Source organism: Roseateles sp., assembly GCF_039595595.1.
Lineage (GTDB): Bacteria > Pseudomonadota > Gammaproteobacteria > Burkholderiales > Burkholderiaceae_C > Roseateles.
Map to the genome: position 1 here is coordinate 323,189 of NZ_JBCNLG010000002.1, position 13,882 is coordinate 337,070.

Sequence of the window (13,882 nt, forward strand, 5' to 3'; positions counted from 1 at the left end):
TGAACGCGTGACGCCCGCGTCAGACCCGGGACAAGGATCAGCGCTTCACCCGAGGACGGGGCGGACGCGGTTTCGGCGGCGGAAACAGCGTGCCGTTGAACATCCCCGCGAACCAGCCCAGATACCAGTCGAGGAGCCGCTGAGGCCAAGGTTTGGGTGGCGGCTTGACGGGCTTGGGGCGGGCGCTGGGATGGCGCAACTCGACGGCAGCAGCGAAGCCGGCGAGCCGTTCCCGCAGCGCCATCAGCCCCGCGACCTTCGATGGCGTCTCGCGCTCCGCCTGAAGCACGAGCGCGACGTGGAGCAGCGTCCGGTCTTCGCCCAGCGATTCAAGCCGAAGCTGCGCCTGGCCGGTGGCGCCGCCGGTGCGCGGGCCGCTGCCGTCGAAGCGCAACCGCAAGCGGCTGGGCGCGTCGAGATCGAGCAGCAGCACGCGGCCCTCGAAGCCGGGAAAGCGCAGGTCGAAGGACCGCGGCGCCTCGCCGGCGCGCAGCGACCCGGCGCCTTCCGGCAGGCTGGCGGCGAGCAGGGTCAGGTCGTGCAGCGCCTGCCAGGCCAGCGCCTGCGGCACGGGAAGGACCAGGTCGTCGTTGAGGGCGAGCGTGGGCATGGCGGCGATTGTCGGCCTCTGACGCGGCGCGCGGCGCGCGCCGGCGAATTTCGCTATGGTGCGCGGATGGACAACATGGACCTGCAGGTGCTGCGCCAGGTGCAGCAATGGCTCGCCGCGGATCAGCGCGTGGTGCTGGGCACGATCACGCGGACCTGGGGCTCGGCGCCGCGGCCGGTGGGATCGATCGTCGCGGTGCGCGGGGACGGATTGATCGCCGGCTCGGTCTCGGGCGGATGCATCGAGGACGACCTGGTTGCCAAGATCCGCGAAGGCGCCTTGACGCTGAAGGCGCCGGAGCTGATCCGTTACGGCGTCGGCGCCGAGGCGGCGCAGCGCTTCGGCCTGCCCTGCGGCGGCACGCTGGAGCTGATGCTGGAGCCGGTGGGGCCGCATTCGGCGATCGAGCCGCTGCTGGAGCGGCTCGCGCGCGGCGAGCGGGTGCTGCGCACTTTGGAGCTGGCGACCGGCGCGGTGACGCTCGAGGAGCCGCCGGCGGCGCATTCGCGCGACGGCGCGGACCGGCTGGTCCTGAGCGACACGCGGCTGGTGACGCATCACGGGCCGCAGTGGCGGCTGCTGATCATCGGCGCGGGGCAGTTGAGCCAATACCTGGCGCAGATGGCGCTGGCGCTCGACTACCAGGTGCAGGTCTGCGATCCGCGCGACGACTATCCCTGGACGCTGATCGCCGCGCCGCTGACGCGCGACATGCCGGACGACGTGGTGCTGCGGCTCAAGCCCGACGGACACACGGCGATCGTCGCGCTGACGCATGATCCCAAGCTCGACGACCTCGCGCTGATGGAAGCGCTGAAGAGTCCGGCGTTCTATGTCGGCGCGATCGGCTCGCGGGTGAACCAGGCCAAGCGCCGCGCCCGGCTCAAGGAGCACTTCGATCTCACGCAGGCGCAGCTGGATCGGCTGCACGGGCCGGTGGGTCTGCACATCGGCGCGCGCACGCCGCCGGAGATCGCGCTGGCCATCCTCGCCCACATGACCGCCGAGCGGTATGGCGTGACGCTCAGCAGCACCGCGCAGCCCGCGGATCGGGGCGAGGCGGGATGCGCGGTGTGAAGCACATCGCGCCGTTCAAGCGCGTTCGACCTCGCCATCAGACCTGAAGAATCAACTCGCTGTATTGCGGCAACTGACCATCGGCGGTGACGAGATGCGGCGGAGACGAACACCGCATCGGCCGTCTCGATCAGCAGGCGGGCCGACGCTTTCAGACGGTCTGACCCCTCGACCGCCCACAGGAAGATGTGCGTATCGAGGAGCAGGGTCATTGAACGCTTCCGAAACTCGCGAGAACAGGCTCAGGCAGCGGTGCATCGAAGTCATCACCGATCCAGATCTGCCCTTTGAGCACGCCAAAGCGGATGCGCCGCTTCGGAGGCGGCGCATCATCACCCGGAGGCGTGAGCGCGGTAGCAGGATGGGAGCGTGAAGTGGGAAACGGAAAGCGCTCCGCGGGCGACGACATTGGACTCATCGGGCAAGGCAGTGAGAGCGGGAGGGCTGGCCAGTCTAGGACGCCCCTCCGTCACATCGCCGCACGAGCCCACGCGATTCCATCAACGTTTGTCCTGCGTCAGAAAACCGCGCGATCAGGTCGCAACACGTTGCGCGAAACCCCTGAGCAGCCCGGAATTCGCATCTCGGCGGCCGTGCCATGGCATGCGCATCGGGGAGGACTTCGTCACCTCATGCTGTACCCGCGCCCATCCATGCAAGCCTCCACCGCGCGGTTGAAGATGCCGGCGTCGTTCATCGCGGAGGGCTGGGTGGTCGCCCAGCGGTTGCATTCCTGGCGGTCCGCCTCGGTCTGCGCGGCCGACTGGCCGTTGCGCGGATAGATGATGGGATCCGGCCGCGGCGGCGCGACCGGCGCCGGCGTCGCGACTTCGGCGCCCGGCGGCGGCGCGACCACCACGTAGCCCGGCCCTGGCGACGCCACCGTGTAGTACGCGCCGTTGGCGTAGTAGTACGGATAACCGCCAATGCGCAGCGTCACGAAAGCGCTCGGCAGCACCGGCACCACCACGCCGATCGGCGGCGCGATCACCTGGAAGCTGGGCCCCCAGGGCCGGTACCAGACACCGCCGTGGTACCAGTAGCGGCCGCCCACGAACACCGCCCCGCCCGGCAGGCCGCGCGCGACATAGCCCGGCGCCGGGTAGTAGTGGTCGTGGTGATAGCGGCTGTCGAAGCGCAGGCCGATGTCGACCCGCGTCCCGCCGTGATGCTGCGCCGACGCTACGCCCGCGGTGAGGGCCAGCGCGAGGGGAATCAACCAACGGAGCTTGCTCATGATCGGTGCGCCGCGCGCGCGGCGTCCAGGTAGTCCAGATGAACGATTCAACGCTCCCCCGCCCGGCCACGTCTACGAAAGGGGGTTTCGCCGGGGTAAAGAACCATTGCTTCCCCAGCCTCCGCGCGTCGGCAAGCGACCCGGTCCCCTCGCGAAACGTGACCGCCGGACGCGGCATCCGGATCGGCGATGATGCGCCCCGCCAGCCCGCGGCCACGCTCCGCGCGCTCCGGCTGAACGATTCCTCCACCTCACTTTCACCCGATCAACACGCGCATCCGCCGCGTCCACCGCCGCCATGATCGAGCTCTTCTACTACCCCAGCAACGCCAGCTTCGCGCCCCACGTCGTCCTGCACGAGCTGGGCGTGCCGTTCCAGCTGCGCCTCGTCGACCGCGACAAGGACGAGCACAAGTCCCCCGAGTTCCTGAAGATCAATCCCAACGGCCTGCTGCCGGCGCTGCGCGACACGCGCCAGGGCGAGCTGGTGCTGTTCGAGACCGCCGCCATCCTGCTGCACCTGGCCGACACGCATCCCGACGCGGGCCTGATGCCCGCGCTCGGCAGCGCCGAACGCGCGCAGGCCTACAAGTGGCTGATGTGGCTGACCAACACGCTGCAGCCCACCATCATCAGCTACTACTACCCCGACCGCTTCGTCGCCCCCGGCAACACCGCCGGCAGCGCCGAGGTCAAGCAGCAGGCCCAGGTCCGCGCCGCTGCGCAGCTGGACCTGCTGGCCGCCGAGTTCGAGCGCCACGGCGGCCCCTTCCTGCTCGGCGAGCGCTTCTCGGTGCTGGATCCATTCGCCTTCATGCTGTGCCGCTGGACGCGCAACTTCAGCGATCCCGCGCGCAGCCGGCCGGCGCTCGCGGCGTTCCTGGCACGCATGGCCGAGCGCCCCGCGCTGCTGCGCGCCATCGAGACCGAGCAGCTCCCCAAGCCCTGGTTCTGAACCGGGGCCTGGCCTTCAGCGCGGCGGCAGCGCGCGCAGGTAGTCGTAGAGCCGCTGCGCGATCTCGGCGCGTTCGGCGGGTGGCATCGCCTCGGCCAGCGCCGGCATCGTGGTGCCGGGCCTGACCGCCGACGGTTCGAGCAGCCAGCGCTTCCACGCCGCCGCGTCGTAGCCCTTGACGACGACCTCAAGATCCAGCGGCATCTTGTCGCCGCCATAGCCGCGGATGCGGTGACAGCTCAGGCAGTGCACCCGGGCCAGGTCGGCCGCGCCGGCGTAGCGCGCGGCCATGTCGCCGGGCAGCAGCGCGCGTGTCGACGACGGTCCCACGCTCACCGACGCCACCTGATACGGCCACAGCGCGCCGCCTTCCGCCTGCAGCGCCTTCGAGGCGCGGTTGTCCCACACCAGATAGAACGGCCCGAGCGGCACCTGCCGCTCGCCCTGGAGGTGGTTGTCCACCTGGAAGGGCTGACCGTCGGCGCGCGCATGGACCAGCCACGCGCGATGCTGGGCGAAGCGCTCGACCGGAATGCGCGACACGAAGCCGTCGAGCGCGCGGAACTCCAGCTCCTGCCCCGGCGCGTTCCAGCCCTTGCCGAGCACCGCCGCCAGCGCGGCGTCCGCCGGCACGCCGACATAGCGCACCTCGGGCATGCGGCCGTCGCGCATCAGATGCGGCTCCAGCACGGTGACCGTGACCTCGGCGGCCGTCCCCTTCGCGCCCAGTTGCCGCGTGAGCTGCGCCGGCTGCGGCAGTTCGACGGCCACGGCCATCGTTGCGACGCACGCCGCGGCGAGCGTGAAGATCCCTGCGAGCGCCCGCGCGGGGCGGCGAAGTCGTTCAGCGTTCATGGTTTCAAGACCAGCATCCCGCGCGAGTGCGCCTGCACATCGGACTCGTCCAGCCATTCGCGGCGGTACAAGCCCTTGGCGAGCAACGCGGCCTGGTCGCCGTAGTGGGCGTCGGGCCAGACCCCGCTCTGCCCGACCGGATTGACACCCAGCGCCTCCTGCGGCCGCGCGAAATCGATCAGCCGCCGCGTCGACGGCCCGTAGACCACCGGCCATGGCCCGCTGCCATTGCGCTGCGCAAAGTTGTTGGGCACCTCGTGCCCGCCCGGCACCGCGAAGGGGCCGACGTTGAAGAGCCTGTCCAGCGGCTTCTGCTTGCCCAGCGGATGCTCATGCGTGAGCGTGTGCGCGACATCCCATCGCCACGCCGCGCTGTCCGGCCCGAGCGTGGCCTGCAGATGCGCGATCGCCGCCTTCCAGGCACGGCGCACGATGTCCGTCTGCGTCTCGCGCTGCGGCGTCGAGCGGTCGTCCCACCACGGCGAATTGGCGTCGGCGGTCAGCCGCGGCAGCGCGTGGTCCAGCGCCCGCGTACGGCGCAGGTTCTCGAACTGCGCGTCGCCGAGTTCGTCCTTCATCGCCGCGCGCAGCAGCTCCGCGCTGAATTGCTGGAACAGCACCGGCGCCACGCCATCGGCCTTGTAAGCGCCGTTCCAGCGCACCAGCGCCTCGACGAGCGGCTGCTCCTCCAGCGAGGCCGAGCCGCGCAGCAGCGGAATCAGCGGCCGCAGCACGCGCGGACCGTAATCGGTCTGCACGTCGAGCTGCAGCGCCTGGCTGTTGTGGATGTCCCAGCGCTTGCCTTGATTCAGCAGACCGTCCAGGCGCCGGCCGCGCTCCGCCAGGTTGTAGTAGCCCGGCACCGGCGTGTCCGAGGCCGGCTGGAAATTGGCCGAGACGATGTAGCCGCGCGCCGGGTTCTCCTCGTGCGGATTGGCGGAGAACGGCAGGAAGCCGAGCTTGTCCGCCTCGTCCGTCGACCCGTCCAGCACGAAGGCCGGATTCACGCCCTCGGGCCGGATCGGCAGCTTCGCCGCGGCCCACCAGGCGATGTCGCCGCTGGCGTTGGCCCACACGATGTTCAGGCCCGGCGCGTGGATCAGGCTCGACGCCTCGCGCGCCCGCGCCAGCGTGTCGGCGCGGCCCAGCCGGTAGAAGCCGTCCATCACCGGGTTCTCGGTCTCCAGGAAGGCCCACCACATCGCCACCGGGCGCTCGCCGCGATCGCCCGGGATCGCGTCGTTGATGATCGGCCCATGCGGCGAGCGCCGCAGCGTCAGCACCTGGTCCGGCTGCCCCTTGACCTTGAGCGTCTCCTGGCGCGAGCTCATCGCCACCCACTGGCCCTTGAACCAGACCTGGTTCGGATTGGCCGGGTTGATCTTCTCGGCCACCAGATCGACGTCGTCGTTCTGGAACATGGTCAGGCTCCAGCCGAAGCGCCGGTTGTGCCCGAGCAGGGCCATCGGATTGAGCGCGAGGTGATGGCCGTAGAGCTCGAACTGCGGCGTGCGCAGATGGGCTTCCCACCACACCGCCGGCGCCGAGTACGAGATGTGCGGATCGCCGGCCAGCAGCGGCTTGCCGCTGACGGTGCGGCTGCCCGCGACCACCCAGGCGTTGCTGCCCTCGAACTGCGGCAGGCCCGCGAGCGCGGCCGCGCGGTCTCCGGCGGCCGCGAGCCGTGCCAGCATCGGCGCGACCTCGCCGGAGCGTTCCCGCGAGGTGTTCAGCGCCTGCTGTTCGATCGCTCCGTTCGGATGCCAGTCCAGATCGAAGATGCGCAGGTACTCCGGACCGAGCTGGTCGCGGATCGCGGTCAGCGCCGGCTCGGTGCGGAAGGCCGCCGCGAAGCTGTAGGCCAGGTAGCCGGCGATGCTGTAGGTGTCGGCGGCCGTGAAGGGCCGCTTCGGGATGCCCAGGATCTCGAACTCCAGCGGCGCCGGGCGGGTCGCCTGGTACTGGTTGACCCCGTCCAGGTAGGCGTAGAGCGCGCGCACCGCGCCCGGCTGCGCGGTGATGGCGGCCGTGGCCTCGGCCAGTTCGTCGGCCCGATGCCGGATGCCCAGCGTGCGGAACAGGCGGTCGGTCTCGACCAGCTTGGGACCCAGCACCTCGGCCAGTTCGCCGCGCGCGAGCCGGCGCAGCATCTCCATCTGGAACAGCCGGTCCTGCGCATGCAGATAGCCGAGCGCGCGGTAGAGGTCGTCCTCATTGCGTGCGTCGATGTGCGGCACGCCCCATTCGTCGTAGCGGACCGTGACCGGCGCGCTCAGCCCCGAGAGCTGCAGTTCGCCATCGCGGCGCGGCAGCTTCTGATGGACATGCCAGGCGGCGCCCGCGGCGCCGATCGCGACAAGCACGCCGATCGTGATCGCGCCGCGCTTCAGCCAGCGGCCCAGGCTCATGTGCGGACCGGCTGTCTCAACTGGGCCAGCGCCTCGACGCGCTTGATCAGCTCCCGGTCGTTCCACGGCTTGTGGAACATGCCGTACAGCCCCTGGATCTGATGCAGCCGCGCGTGCAGTTCCTCGTGGCCGCTGATGGCGATGATGGGCAGGTCCTCGGTCTCCATCGCGCCCTGCACCGCCTTGATCAGCTCGAAGCCATCCATGTTGGGCATCTCGAGGTCGGTGATCAGCACGCCGAAGCGGGTCTGGCCCAGCAGCTCCATGGCCTCGACGCCGTCGCGCGCGGCGACCACTTCATGGCCGGCCTCGCTGAACAGCTTGAGCAGCTTGGCGCGCACCACGGCCGAATCGTCGACCACCAGCAGCGGCAGGCGTTCGCCCGGGCGCGGCGCGGGCGCGGCGGGCGCCGGCGCGGCGCCGCGGGCGGCAGGGCCGGGAGGCAGCGGACGCGGAGCCGGCGGCGGCGCGCCGACGTCGCGGTAATCGCCGCGGCGCACGGTGATGATGATGATCACGATGGCCAGCGGGACGACGATCAGCAGCGGCAGCAGGAATGGCTGCAGGGTCTCAGGCAAATCAAACGGCATGCGGCTCTCTCCGACTCCTCCGAACCGGGCACGGTACACCGGCGAGGCGGCGCACTGTAGAGGAAAAGCCCTCTGACTTGATGGCCGGTGGGTGACGCCCGACAAGCCGCCGAGCGCGTCGGCGCCGCGCCACAGCGGACCGCCGCGCCGTCCCCGCATCAGGGGGCATGGACGGGCTTCAGGCCCAGCGCATCACCGAGAGGTCATTGGCGAACAGCGGCGTCTTCGTCCACAGCCCTTGCAGGCCCGCGCGCGCGATCGTGATCCATTGCGGCTGGTACAGGAAGGCGGCGACCGCGTCCTGCGCGACCAGGCGCTGCGCCTGGCCGAACAGCTTCGCGCGTTCGGCCGGATCGGCCGCGGCCTGCAGCCGCGCATACAGCGCGCTGAAGGCCGGGCTGCGATAGCCCCAGTAGTAATCGGGCCGCGCCAGGTTGCCGAAGTCGTGCGGCTCGACATGCGAGATCACCGTCAGGTCATACGCCTTGCTGCCGTAGACGCTGGAGAGCCACTGCGCCCACTCGATCTGCTCGATGCGCGCCGTGATGCCGACCGCCGCCAGCTGCGCCGCGATCAGCTCGCCACCCTGGCGCGCATAAGGCACCGGCGGCAGCTTCAGCGACAGCGTCAGCCCGGTGGCCTTGGCCTCGGCCAGCAGCGCCTTGGCCGCCGCCGGGTTGTGGGCATTGATCGCGGTGCAGTCGACGTAGCCCGGCGTGTCCGGCGTGACAAAGCTGCCGATCGGCACGCCGTAGCCATCGGCGCTGGCCTGGATGACGGCCTTGCGGTCGATCGCCATCGCGATGGCGCGGCGCACGCGCGCGTCGCCCAGCGGCGCGCGCTGGTGGTTGATCGCCAGGATGGTCTTCGCGCGCGAGGACGCGGTGATCACCTGGAAGCGCCGGGGCTGCGCCTTGAACTGCGCGAGCGCGCGGGCCGCGGCCACACGCGGGAAGACGTCGACATCGCCCGCCAGCAGTGCCGCGACCTGCGCCGCCGGCTCGCTGATGAAGCGGAACTGCACGCGCGCGATCCTGATCGACGCGGCGTCGCGGAAGGCCGGCCAGGCCGCGAGCGAGAGGCTCGCGCCGCGCTGCCACTGCGCGACGCGGTAAGGCCCCGTGCCCACCGGCGTCTGCGCGTTGCCGGCGGCGCTGCGCGGCTCCACGATCACGGCGGTCGACTGCGCCAGCAGCGCCGGCAGCTCAGGCTCCGGATGCTTCAGCGTGAGCACGACGCTCAGCGGATCGGGCGTGGCGATCGCGGCGATGTTCTCGAACACGCGGCGATCCTTGTTCAGGCTGTCCGGCGCGGCGGCGCGCTCGAAGCTGAACTTCACCGCCTTGGCGTCGAAGGGCTCGCCGTTGTGGAAGCGCACGTTCGGCCGCAGCGCGAAGGTCCAGATCTTCTGGTCCGCCGACCCGGTCCAGCGCAGCGCCAGCAGCGGCTGCGCGCTGCCGTCCTCGGCCACCTTGGTCAGCGGCTCCATCACGTTGTAGAGCACGATCTCGCCGATCGCGGCAGCGGCGCCCGCAGTCGGGTCCAGGCCGGGCGGCTCCAGCGTCATGCCGAGCACCAGCGGCCGCGCCGCGTTGCCCTGCGCGAAGACGGGCAGCGCGGTGCCCAGCGTCGCGCCGGCGGCGCCGAGCGAGAGCAGGTGGAAGCGGCGTCGGTCCAGGGTCTTGTCCATGGGCGCCGATCATGCCAAAGCGGCCAGCAGGTCCTGCGTGTAGGGATGATGCGGTTCGCCCAGCACCCGCGCGGCCGGCCCCTGCTCGACGGCCTCGCCGCCGCGCAGCACCAGCGCGTGGTCGCACAGCACCTCGATGGCCGGCAGGTCGTGGCTGACGACGACCAGGCTGATGCCCTCACGCCGCTGCAACTCGCGCAGCAGCGCCAGGATCTGCGCCTGCACCGAGACGTCCAGCGCCGACAGCGGCTCGTCGGCGACGATCAGCCGCGGCCGCGTCGACAGTGCCCGAGCGATCGCAAGCCGCTGCCGCTGCCCGCCTGAGAACTGATGCGGAAAGCGCAGCGCGGCATCGGCCTCGAGGCCGACCGCGGCCAGCACCTCGGCCAGACGCGTCTGGCGCTCGGCGCCGGTCATCGGCAGCGCGGCCAGCGGCTCGATGACGCTGCGCCCGACGCGCCAGCGCGGATCGAGCGAGCCGTACGGATCCTGGAACACCATCTGCACCTGCGGACGCAGCGCGCGGCGCGCGCGCGCGGGCATGGCGTGGACGTCTTCGCCGGACCACCGCACGCTGCCGCGATGCGGCCGCTCCAGCGCCATGAGGAGCCGCGCCAGCGTGCTCTTGCCGGCGCCCGATTCGCCGATGACGCCGAGCGATTCGCCCGCCGGCAGCGTGAACGAGATGTCGCGCAGCACGCTGCGGCCGCCGTAGCGCTGGCCCAGCCCCTGCACCTGCAGCAGCGGGGCGGCGCTCATGGCGACACCTCCCAGCAGGCGAGCTGGCGGTGGAACGGGGGCGGCTCGGCGGCGCAGCGCGCGGTGGCGAGCGGGCATCGCGGCGCGAAGGGGCAACCCGCGCCAAGCTGCTTCAGCGACGGCACGTTGCCCTTGAGCGGATGCAGCGGCTGGTCGCGTCCGGCGCCGAGCCGGGGACGCGCCGCCCACAGCGCCTGCGTGTACGGATGGCGCGGATGCTGGAGCAGCTCGGCGGCGCGGCCCTCCTCCATGGCACGGCCACCGTACAGGATCAACAGCCGATCGACGCGCCGCGCGGTCAGCGCCAGGTCATGCGAGATCAGCAGCAGCGCCATGCCGCGCTCCGCCACCAGCTCGCGCAGCAGGTCCAGCACCTGCACGCGCAGCCGCGCATCCAGCGCCGTGGTCGGCTCGTCGGCGATCAGCAGATCGGGCTCGCCGGCCAGCGCCATCGCGATCAGCGCGCGCTGGCGCTGGCCGCCGGAGAGCTGATGCGGATAGGCGCGCGCCTGGCGCTCGTCCAGGCCCACCCGCGCGAGCAGCGCCATCGCGCGCTGGCGGGCGCTGTCGCGATCGGGCGCGAGCCGGTGGATGCGGATCGGCTCCATCACCTGGGCCAGCACGCGCTGCAGCGGATTCAAGGCGGTGAGCGGCTCCTGGAACACCATCGCGACACGGCGGCCACGCACGGCGCACCAAGCGTCGTCGTCCAGCGCGAGCAGGTCGCGTCCCTCGAGCGCGACGCGGCCGGAGACCTCCGCCCCCTCGGGCAGCAGCCCCATCACGGCCAGCGCGGTGAGCGTCTTGCCGCTGCCGGATTCGCCGATCAGCGCGAGGCTCTCGCCCCGGGCCAGCGTCAGATCCAGGCCGCGCAGCGCATGCAGCCTTGCGCCGCCGGGCGCGGTCAGGCGCACATGCAGATCACGGAGCTCGAGCAGCGGCGCGCTCATCGGGCTTGCTCCTTCGGATCGAGCCGGTCGCGCAGGCCGTCGCCGAGCAGGTTCAGCCCCAGCACCGCCAGCGTGATCGCGACACCCGGCGCGAGGGCGAGCTGGGGCGCCTCGAACATCAGCGTCTGCGCCTCGGCCAGCAGGCGGCCCCAGCTCGCCTGCGGCGGCTGGGTCCCGAGGCCGAGGTAGGACAGCCCGGCTTCGGCCAGGATGGCCAGCGCGAAGCTGGTCGTGCCCTGCACCACCAGCAAGGGCAGCAGCTGCGGCAGCACATGCCTCAGCGTGATCGACAGCAGGCCTTGGCCCGCCACCCGCGCGGCGAGCACGAAATCGCGCGCCCACCAGCTCTTGGCGCTGCCATTGACCAGCCGGGCGAACGACGGCACCGCATGCAGGCCGATCGCCGCCATCGCGACGCTCATGCCGGGACCGAGCGCCGCCGCGAGCAGGATGGCCAGCAGCAGCGCGGGAAAGGCGTAGCCGAGATCGGCGCCGCGCAGCACCAGCGCTTCGACCCAGCCGCGCCGCGCGGCGGCGAGCAGGCCCAGCGCGGTCCCGGCGATCAGCCCGATGCCCACGGCAACCACGCCCACCAGCCAGGCGCTGCGCGCGCCCGCCATCAGGCGGCTGAAGACGTCCCGGCCCAACTGGTCGCAGCCCAGCCAATGCGCCAGGCTCGGCGGCGCGAGGCGGCGAGCCATGTCGATCTGCTCGGGCGGCCAGGGCGTCCAGGCCAGCGACAGCAGCGCCGAGAGCAGCAGCAACGCCGTCAGCACGGCGCCCGCGACGAAGGCGGCGCGCCTCATGGTTCGGCCCTCGCGCGCAGACGGGGATCGATCCAGCCATGCAGCAGGTCGATCGTGAAGTTGAGCACCAGTACCAGCGCCGCCAATCCCATCACCCCGTTGCGCACGACGATCAGATCGCGGTTGGCGATCGCCTGCGCCATCAACCGGCCCAGCCCAGGGAGCGTGAAGACGTTTTCAATGACGATGGTCCCGGCCAGCAGGTTGGCGAACTGAAGCCCGCCCAGCGTCAGCAGCGGAATCGCGGCGTGGCGCAGTCCGTGGCGCCAGAGCGCGGCGCGGCGCGACAGGCCCTTGGCGCGGGCGCTGCGCATGAAGTCCTCGCGGGCGATGTCGAGCATCGCCGAGCGCGCGATCCGCGCCAGGATCGCCGCCTGCACCAGCGCCAGCGCGATCGCCGGCAGCAGCAGCGCGCGTAGCCCGGGCCACAGGCCGCCGCCGACGTCTTCGCGCCAGCCCGGGAAGCCGCCCGCGTCGACCCATTGCAGCTTCACCGCGAAGACCAGCACCAGCAGCATCCCGAGCCAGAAACTCGGCACGGCCAGCCCAAGCTGCGTCGCGCCCATGACGAGGTGATCGCCCGCGCGGCCGTGCTGGCTCGCAGCCCACCACCCGGCGGTCAAGGCCACCACGACGGTGAGCGCCATCGCCAGCAGCGCCAGCGGCAAGGTCAGCGCCAGGCGCTCCAGGATCAGGTCGGCCACCGGCGCGCCGTAGGCGTAGGACAGACCCATGTCGCCGCGCATCAGGCCGGCCAGCCACGCCAGGTAGCGATGCCAGGCCGGTTGATCGAGCCCCAGTTGGCGCGCCAGCGTGGCGACGGCCTCGGGCGGCGCCTCGGGGCCCATGATCAATTGAGCCGCGTTGCCAGGCAGCCATTCCAGCGCGCCGAAGATCAGCGCCGAGGCCACCAGCAAGGTCAGCAGCAGCACGGCAAGGCGCTTGGACAGGTCTTTCATGGCGGCCGGGATCATAGAGGCGCCCGCGCGCCGGGATTCCGTCGAGGGTCTGCTGGCCCCCATGACCACCGGCAACGCGCACGGCAATCAGCATGCCGGACGTTGTCGCCATTTTTTACAGATGAATTACCGTCTTTATCAGATGTGACGGCAAATCAAGCACTTGCTGAACTGGCCCGAGTTATGCGTAACCCCCGGCACAGGGAGAACAAGCAGCCACGTGAATCGCTCGGAAAGGGGTGAATCATGAAGCCAATCCGGATTCGTTGGGTCGCAGCCGCTGCCGCGCTCGCCCTCTGCAGTCAGGCGCAAGCCGCCGCGGTGATGTTCAACGCCCCGACCGATACGGCGACGCTGTTGTTCTCCGGCTCCCAGGACGGGGCGACGCTGCAGGCGTCGGTCAAGTTGACACTGACCAACTGGACCGCCACCAGCGCCACCTTCGCCGCCATCGTCAACAACACGTCTTTCGGTCCCGGCCAGAACGTGCTGATGGCCTTCGGCATCACGGCGGTGTCGCCGACGCTCAATGGCGCCAGCACGAACACCGCCGCCTGGGGCGCGGAACTCGACACCAACTTCCCGTCCTTCCAGAACATCGACCTGTGCGTGATGACCGGGAACAACTGCGCGGGCGGCTCGATCAACGGCGGCATCGGCATGAACGCGACATCGTCGTTCAACCTGACGCTGACCACCGACGCGACCCACAACTTCATGACGAGCGGGATCAGCTTCATCAGCCCCTACTCGATCAAGTTCCAGGGCGTCGGCACCAAGGGCAATTCGATTGAATTCGCCGGCTGCGTCGCCAGCACGGCCGGTTGCGGGGGAGGAGGTGGTGGCGGTGGGGCCGGTGGCGGCGGCGACGTGCCGGAACCGAACGCGCTGCTGCTCATCGGTGTCGCTGCCTTGGCTGCGGGCTTGTCGCGCCGCGTGCTCCAGCGCGCTGTGCGCTGAAGCGGCGACCTCATCCGGAAAGGGAA

14 protein-coding genes are annotated in these 13,882 nt (G+C 71.0%); 4 read left to right on the top strand and 10 right to left on the bottom strand.

The window, feature by feature from the left end; all coding sequences use genetic code 11:
• Positions 1 to 37: 37 nt before the first annotated feature.
• Positions 38 to 610, bottom strand: coding sequence for a hypothetical protein (locus tag ABDW61_RS04235; protein ID WP_343636513.1), 573 nt, complete (start codon positions 608 to 610; stop codon positions 38 to 40).
• 66 nt (positions 611 to 676) lie between these two features.
• Between ABDW61_RS04235 and ABDW61_RS04240 the strand changes: the two genes are divergently transcribed.
• Positions 677 to 1,687 carry an XdhC family protein gene (locus ABDW61_RS04240; protein ID WP_343636515.1) on the top strand — a complete coding sequence of 337 codons (1,011 nt, stop codon included), beginning with the start codon at positions 677 to 679 and terminating at the stop codon, positions 1,685 to 1,687.
• 625 nt (positions 1,688 to 2,312) lie between these two features.
• Here ABDW61_RS04240 and ABDW61_RS04245 read toward each other — a convergent pair.
• Positions 2,313 to 2,924 carry a DUF6515 family protein gene (locus ABDW61_RS04245; RefSeq protein WP_343636517.1) on the bottom strand — a complete coding sequence of 204 codons (612 nt, stop codon included), beginning with the start codon at positions 2,922 to 2,924 and terminating at the stop codon, positions 2,313 to 2,315.
• Between the two features lie 298 nt (positions 2,925 to 3,222).
• Between ABDW61_RS04245 and ABDW61_RS04250 the strand changes: the two genes are divergently transcribed.
• Positions 3,223 to 3,879 (top strand): glutathione S-transferase family protein, encoded by a 657-nt coding sequence (locus ABDW61_RS04250; protein WP_343636518.1) that lies wholly within the window; start codon positions 3,223 to 3,225, stop codon positions 3,877 to 3,879.
• Positions 3,880 to 3,894: 15 nt separating this feature from the next.
• Here the strand turns inward: ABDW61_RS04250 and ABDW61_RS04255 are convergent, their stop codons facing one another.
• The 8 genes from ABDW61_RS04255 to ABDW61_RS04290 form a co-directional block, all read right to left on the bottom strand.
• Positions 3,895 to 4,734: a hypothetical protein gene (locus ABDW61_RS04255; RefSeq protein ID WP_343636519.1), complete on the bottom strand. Its 840-nt coding sequence runs from the start codon at positions 4,732 to 4,734 to the stop codon at positions 3,895 to 3,897.
• The gene (locus ABDW61_RS04260) at positions 4,731 to 7,142 is read right to left on the bottom strand and encodes a penicillin acylase family protein (protein WP_343636520.1); all 2,412 of its coding nucleotides are present in this window, start codon (positions 7,140 to 7,142) and stop codon (positions 4,731 to 4,733) included. The genes ABDW61_RS04255 and ABDW61_RS04260 overlap by 4 nt, the downstream gene beginning before the upstream one ends.
• Positions 7,139 to 7,732, bottom strand: a complete 594-nt coding sequence (locus ABDW61_RS04265; protein ID WP_343636522.1) for a response regulator — start codon at positions 7,730 to 7,732, stop codon at positions 7,139 to 7,141. Before ABDW61_RS04265 ends, ABDW61_RS04260 begins: the two co-directional genes overlap by 4 nt.
• Positions 7,733 to 7,910: 178 nt before the next feature.
• Positions 7,911 to 9,422: an ABC transporter substrate-binding protein gene (locus ABDW61_RS04270; RefSeq protein ID WP_343636524.1), complete on the bottom strand. Its 1,512-nt coding sequence runs from the start codon at positions 9,420 to 9,422 to the stop codon at positions 7,911 to 7,913.
• A gap of 9 nt (positions 9,423 to 9,431) precedes the next feature.
• Positions 9,432 to 10,181: an ATP-binding cassette domain-containing protein gene (locus ABDW61_RS04275; RefSeq protein ID WP_343636526.1), complete on the bottom strand. Its 750-nt coding sequence runs from the start codon at positions 10,179 to 10,181 to the stop codon at positions 9,432 to 9,434.
• Positions 10,178 to 11,131, bottom strand: coding sequence for an ABC transporter ATP-binding protein (locus ABDW61_RS04280; protein ID WP_343636528.1), 954 nt, complete (start codon positions 11,129 to 11,131; stop codon positions 10,178 to 10,180). The genes ABDW61_RS04275 and ABDW61_RS04280 overlap by 4 nt, the downstream gene beginning before the upstream one ends.
• A complete protein-coding gene (locus tag ABDW61_RS04285) occupies positions 11,128 to 11,937 on the bottom strand; it encodes an ABC transporter permease (protein ID WP_343636530.1) in 810 nt (269 codons plus the stop codon). Before ABDW61_RS04285 ends, ABDW61_RS04280 begins: the two co-directional genes overlap by 4 nt.
• Positions 11,934 to 12,896, bottom strand: coding sequence for an ABC transporter permease (locus ABDW61_RS04290; protein WP_343636532.1), 963 nt, complete (start codon positions 12,894 to 12,896; stop codon positions 11,934 to 11,936). Before ABDW61_RS04290 ends, ABDW61_RS04285 begins: the two co-directional genes overlap by 4 nt.
• Between ABDW61_RS04290 and ABDW61_RS04295 the strand changes: the two genes are divergently transcribed.
• Positions 12,895 to 13,044: a hypothetical protein gene (locus tag ABDW61_RS04295; RefSeq protein WP_343636534.1), complete on the top strand. Its 150-nt coding sequence runs from the start codon at positions 12,895 to 12,897 to the stop codon at positions 13,042 to 13,044. The genes ABDW61_RS04290 and ABDW61_RS04295 overlap by 2 nt on opposite strands.
• A 176-nt stretch (positions 13,045 to 13,220) precedes the next feature.
• Entirely contained in the window at positions 13,221 to 13,856 is a 636-nt protein-coding gene (locus tag ABDW61_RS04300; RefSeq protein ID WP_343636535.1) for a cistern family PEP-CTERM protein, read from the top strand.
• Positions 13,857 to 13,882 lie beyond the last annotated feature (26 nt).

What these genes read in the sequence shown, in the direction of transcription:
- ABDW61_RS04235 (WP_343636513.1), bottom strand. Translation starts at nt 610, where the DNA reads ATGCCCACGCTCGCCCTCAACGACGACCTGGTCCTTCCCGTGCCGCAG.
- ABDW61_RS04240 (WP_343636515.1), top strand. Translation starts at nt 677, where the DNA reads ATGGACAACATGGACCTGCAGGTGCTGCGCCAGGTGCAGCAATGGCTC.
- ABDW61_RS04245 (WP_343636517.1), bottom strand. Translation starts at nt 2,924, where the DNA reads ATGAGCAAGCTCCGTTGGTTGATTCCCCTCGCGCTGGCCCTCACCGCG.
- ABDW61_RS04250 (WP_343636518.1), top strand. Translation starts at nt 3,223, where the DNA reads ATGATCGAGCTCTTCTACTACCCCAGCAACGCCAGCTTCGCGCCCCAC.
- ABDW61_RS04255 (WP_343636519.1), bottom strand. Translation starts at nt 4,734, where the DNA reads ATGAACGCTGAACGACTTCGCCGCCCCGCGCGGGCGCTCGCAGGGATC.
- ABDW61_RS04260 (WP_343636520.1), bottom strand. Translation starts at nt 7,142, where the DNA reads ATGAGCCTGGGCCGCTGGCTGAAGCGCGGCGCGATCACGATCGGCGTG.
- ABDW61_RS04265 (WP_343636522.1), bottom strand. Translation starts at nt 7,732, where the DNA reads ATGCCGTTTGATTTGCCTGAGACCCTGCAGCCATTCCTGCTGCCGCTG.
- ABDW61_RS04270 (WP_343636524.1), bottom strand. Translation starts at nt 9,422, where the DNA reads ATGGACAAGACCCTGGACCGACGCCGCTTCCACCTGCTCTCGCTCGGC.
- ABDW61_RS04275 (WP_343636526.1), bottom strand. Translation starts at nt 10,181, where the DNA reads ATGAGCGCCGCCCCGCTGCTGCAGGTGCAGGGGCTGGGCCAGCGCTAC.
- ABDW61_RS04280 (WP_343636528.1), bottom strand. Translation starts at nt 11,131, where the DNA reads ATGAGCGCGCCGCTGCTCGAGCTCCGTGATCTGCATGTGCGCCTGACC.
- ABDW61_RS04285 (WP_343636530.1), bottom strand. Translation starts at nt 11,937, where the DNA reads ATGAGGCGCGCCGCCTTCGTCGCGGGCGCCGTGCTGACGGCGTTGCTG.
- ABDW61_RS04295 (WP_343636534.1), top strand. Translation starts at nt 12,895, where the DNA reads ATGGCGGCCGGGATCATAGAGGCGCCCGCGCGCCGGGATTCCGTCGAG.
- ABDW61_RS04290 (WP_343636532.1), bottom strand. Translation starts at nt 12,896, where the DNA reads ATGAAAGACCTGTCCAAGCGCCTTGCCGTGCTGCTGCTGACCTTGCTG.
- ABDW61_RS04300 (WP_343636535.1), top strand. Translation starts at nt 13,221, where the DNA reads ATGTTCAACGCCCCGACCGATACGGCGACGCTGTTGTTCTCCGGCTCC.